This window comes from Dysosmobacter sp., from assembly GCF_034093755.1.
Classification (GTDB): domain Bacteria; phylum Bacillota; class Clostridia; order Oscillospirales; family Oscillospiraceae; genus Oscillibacter.
In genome coordinates, this window is sequence record NZ_JAXEBZ010000019.1 from 1 (window position 1) to 3919 (window position 3919).

The following is a 3919-nucleotide window of genomic DNA, read 5'->3' on the forward strand; positions in this document are numbered from 1 at the left end:
GCGGCGCTTCGCCTGTTTCCCCCATTTTCTTTGCTCGTGCAAAGAAAAGTCGCCGCCGGAGCGGTGGAAAAGAAACACGGTTTGTGGTCTTTCGGCTATGACGAAAGACCAGACCAGGGGTCTCCTCAGACCCTGCCGACCAGACCCGGAAGTCTTCTGCCGAGTGCGCTATACATTGAATAAAGATTGAAAACCTGCCGCCGCAAGTCGGGGTCTGGGCGGTCAACGGGGTACAAGATCGAAAGGCCCCTGCGTGTTGGCCCCGGGCGTTCCGCTTCGCTACGCCCTACCTGAGCAATAAACGATAACCCCCCGGGTATGCGCGTAGCGAAGCGGAACGCGCGGGAAGAGAAGGACAGTCCTTTCGGTCTTCCACCATAACAACTGCCAGACTCCCGCGACTTGCGATGGAAAGCTGCCGAACAGCAACAGGTACTCCGCAACCGGCAGAAGACTTCCAAATTTAGTCGGCAGGGTCTGAAAAGACTCCCGGTCTACCCTTTGGCTTCGCCAAAGGGTACGCCCAGCGCCTTTTTCTTCCACCGTGCACGGCGCAGAAGGTGAATTGCCGCGAAGCGGCAAGAGAAGCCCCTCTGGAGGGTTCTTTTTCGGCAAGACGAAAAAGAATGGGGGGAACAGGTGAAGCGCCGCCAGCGGCGGAAACAGCGAGGGCTGTTTCGAGGAAGCGGCACGATTGGCGGCCCTAACGGGGCCGGGAATCGTTTTGCCGCGACGGTGGTTTGCAAAGCCTGCGATCTTCATCGCACTCCCGGCGCCCGGATGGGCGCATCCCCGCGCCGCTCAGCGCACCCCGGCGCCTTATTTCTTCATCTCCTCCGGTACGGGGTCCCCCTCCAGGGTGACGAAATACCGGTACCAGGGAATGAGAAAATCATACCCCGCTTTCAGCCGGTCCACAATCTCCCGGCTGAACAGCTGGTCCGTCAGGGGCTCGTCATGGGTGATGGCGAAGGACTTCTTCCGGAACCATGGCTCCGTCAGGCCCGAGGGCGCCCCCGGCTTGGGCCGCTTGTACTCCTCCCCGGTGAGGACGAACTCCGTCTGCCCGTTCAGCCCCCGGGTCAGCTTCTCCATGGGCTTCGGGTCCCGGCGGATGCGGGCGCGGAGCTTGGCCATGGTCATGGGCGTGGCCTGCCAGAAGCCCATGCCGTAGGACCAGCCCTCCGGCGCCAGCTCAAACCAGAAGCAGGGCGTCTCCCGGGTCTCCTCCCTGGGCCGCTCCACGCTGAGCCACAGGTGGTCCTTGTAAGGCCCCCGGCCAAACAGCCGCCGGGCGTCCCGGTAGATGCGGGAGGTTTTGCCGATGAGGCCGTAGTCCTCCAGCTGCGGGGCGATGTGGTCATACACCTCCCGCTGCAGCTCCCGCATGGGGGTCTGGAAATGGTCCAGATACTCCTGCTTGTGCTCTGCGAACCACGTCCGGTCATTGTTGAACCGGATGCCCCACATGAAATCCACAGTGGTGTCGTCAAAGCCCTGAAACATGTGCAAATTCTCCTGTTCTGTAAACTCTCAGCCCATCCGGGCCGCCAGCTTCCGCAGCTGGTTCTGAAATTCCTCCGGCAGCGGGCAGGTGACCTCCACCGCCTCTCCGGTACGGGGATGGATAAACCGCAGGGCCACGGCGTGGAGGCACTGGCCCTGGAGGCCCGGCACGGGCTTTTTTGCGCCGTACACCGTGTCGCCTAAAATGGGGTGGCCGATGTGGGCCATGTGGACCCGGATCTGGTGGGTCCGCCCCGTCTCCAGGCGGCAGCGGACGTGGGTGTGGCCGGGGTAGCGGGCGATGACCTCCCAGTGGGTGACGGCCCGGCGGCCATTGGCCACCACCGCCATCTTCTTCCGGTCCGCCGGATGGCGGCCGATGGGGGCGTCCACGGTGCCGCTGTCCGCCCGCAGGTTCCCCACCACGATGCACTCATAGGTGCGGGACAGGGTGTGGTCCGCCAGCTGGGCGGCCAGGCCCTGGTGGGCGAAGTCATTTTTGGCGGCGATGATCAGGCCGGAGGTGTCCCGGTCGATGCGGTGGACGATGCCGGGCCGCAGCTCCCCGCCCACGCCGGAGAGACTGTCGCCGCAGTGGTGCAGCAGGGCGTTCACCAACGTGCCGTCGGGGTGGCCGGGGGCGGGATGGACCACCAGCCCCTTGGGCTTGTTCACCACGATCACGTCCCCGTCCTCGTACACCACGTCCAGGGGGATGTCCTGGGGCGCCACGTCCACCGGCTCCGGCTCAGGGAGGGTCACTTCCAGCGTCTCCGTGCCGGTGAGGCGGTAGTTCTTGGCCAGGGGCCTGCCGCCGCAGGTGACCCGGCCCTCCTCCAGCAGCCGCTGGGCGGCGGAGCGGGTCACGTCCTCCAGGTTTGCCGCCAGCCAAGCGTCCACCCGGCTGCCGGCGTCGCCGTTATTCACTTGCAGCGTCAGCTTCTCCATGGGCCGCATCCTTTTTGTCATATTTTTCGTAGAACCACAGGTAGTAGGCGGCGGCCATCACCGCGCCGCAGACCACGCAGATGTCCGCCACGTTGAACACGGGATAGGAGGGCCAGAACACGAAGTGGAACATATCCACCACGTAGCCCAGCCGCGCCCGGTCGATGATGTTGCCCAGACCGCCGGAGAGAATCAGCCAGCAGGCGGCCAGGCCCAGGGGGTGGCGGACAATGCGGCGGGCCAGCACGAAAGCCACCGCCGCCACAATGGTGCCGGTGACGATGAGCAGCAGCCACCGCATGCCGGAGAAGCTGGACCAGGCGGCGCCGAAATTGTGGACCCGGGTCAGCTCCACCAGTCCCGGCAGGAAGGACCGGGCCGGGTCAGCGGTGGCCGCCATGCCCTCCGCGGGGGCGGAAAAGGCGGACACGGTCCAGGCCTTCACCCACTGGTCCAGGCCCAGCAGCACCGCCGCCAGAATTCCGAAAATCACGTTCAGCATACAGTTTCTCCTCAGAGATGGATTTTTGCTTATTTTACACGGTTTGCGGGGGAAATGCAAATGGTTTGAACCCCGGTAGGATTGCACCCGCCCGGGTGGCGGGGGATGCCGGTGATCACCGGGGGATGCAGCGAAGGCTGCGGCTTTCCGGCCATTGCCGGGTGAATTGCGCCGGTTTCGGTGCTGGAATGTGACGAAGGTCACGGCTTTGCACCGATTTCGGTGCGGGAAATTGCCGGGACCCCGGCGGGGATGCACCCCCCATTTTCTTTGGGTCTTGCCCAAAGAAAACGGGCCGTGCACGGTCCAAAAGAAAAGCGCTTTTGGCCTTTGTACACAAAGGCTGACGGGAGATTCCTCAGACGGTACCGACCAAGCCCGGCAGCCTTCTGCCGGCTGCGCCGGACATTGAATGAAGATTGAAAATCCGCCGCCGCAAGTTGGGGTTAGGTGGTCATCGGGGTGCAAGATCGAAAGGCCCCTGCGTATTGGCCCCGGGCGTTCCGCTTCGCTACGCCCTACCGGGGTGGTTGACGGGGCTGCTCCGTTTCGCATTCCTCCGCAACTGCCCGGGTATGCGCGTAGCGAAGCGGAACGCGCGGGCAGAGAAGGACAGTCCTTTCGGTTTTCCACCCCGACAATCGCCGCACTCCCGCGACTTGCGGCGGAAAGCTGCCGAACAGCAACAGCTACTCCGCACCCGGCAGAAGGCTTTTGGACTTCCGCCGCAGGGTCTGAGGAGACCCCCGGTCTGGCCTTTGGCGCAGCCAAAGGTCACGCCCGGCGTTTTTCTTTTCCACCGGGCGCGGCGACTTTTCTTTTGACGCGTCAAAAGAAAAGTGGGGGAAACAGGCGAAGCGCCGCCAGCGGCGGAAACAGCGAGCCTGTTTCGAGGAAGCGGCACGATTGGCGGCCCCAACGGGGCCGGGAATCGTATCGCCGCGACGGTGGTCCGCATCCCCC

General features: G+C 64.1%; 4 protein-coding genes. 1 reads left to right on the forward strand and 3 read right to left on the reverse strand.

Annotation, left to right across the window (positions count from 1 at the left end; genetic code table 11):
• On the forward strand, positions 1-183 hold a 183-nt coding region (locus SOX55_RS02140; RefSeq protein ID WP_325285788.1), incomplete at its 5' end, for a hypothetical protein.
• Between the two features lie 636 nt (positions 184-819).
• On the opposite strand, the gene SOX55_RS02145 is transcribed toward SOX55_RS02140, so the two are convergent.
• Genes SOX55_RS02145 through lspA form a run of 3 tightly spaced genes read right to left on the reverse strand, consistent with a single transcriptional unit; the run spans position 820 to position 2956 of the window.
• Complete coding sequence (locus SOX55_RS02145; protein WP_325285789.1) at positions 820-1506, reverse strand: DUF2461 domain-containing protein; 687 nt, start codon at positions 1504-1506, stop codon at positions 820-822.
• 27 nt (positions 1507-1533) lie between these two features.
• Positions 1534-2454 carry an RluA family pseudouridine synthase gene (locus SOX55_RS02150; RefSeq protein WP_325285790.1) on the reverse strand — a complete coding sequence of 307 codons (921 nt, stop codon included), beginning with the start codon at positions 2452-2454 and terminating at the stop codon, positions 1534-1536.
• Positions 2426-2956, reverse strand: a complete 531-nt coding sequence (lspA, locus tag SOX55_RS02155; RefSeq protein WP_325285791.1) for a signal peptidase II — start codon at positions 2954-2956, stop codon at positions 2426-2428. Before lspA ends, SOX55_RS02150 begins: the two co-directional genes overlap by 29 nt.
• Between the last annotated feature and the right edge of the window lie 963 nt (positions 2957-3919).

Excerpts from the sequence above, each read along its gene's own strand:
- SOX55_RS02145 (WP_325285789.1), bottom strand. The coding sequence starts at position 1,506 with ATGTTTCAGGGCTTTGACGACACCACTGTGGATTTCATGTGGGGCATC.
- SOX55_RS02150 (WP_325285790.1), bottom strand. The coding sequence starts at position 2,454 with ATGGAGAAGCTGACGCTGCAAGTGAATAACGGCGACGCCGGCAGCCGG.
- lspA (WP_325285791.1), bottom strand. The coding sequence starts at position 2,956 with ATGCTGAACGTGATTTTCGGAATTCTGGCGGCGGTGCTGCTGGGCCTG.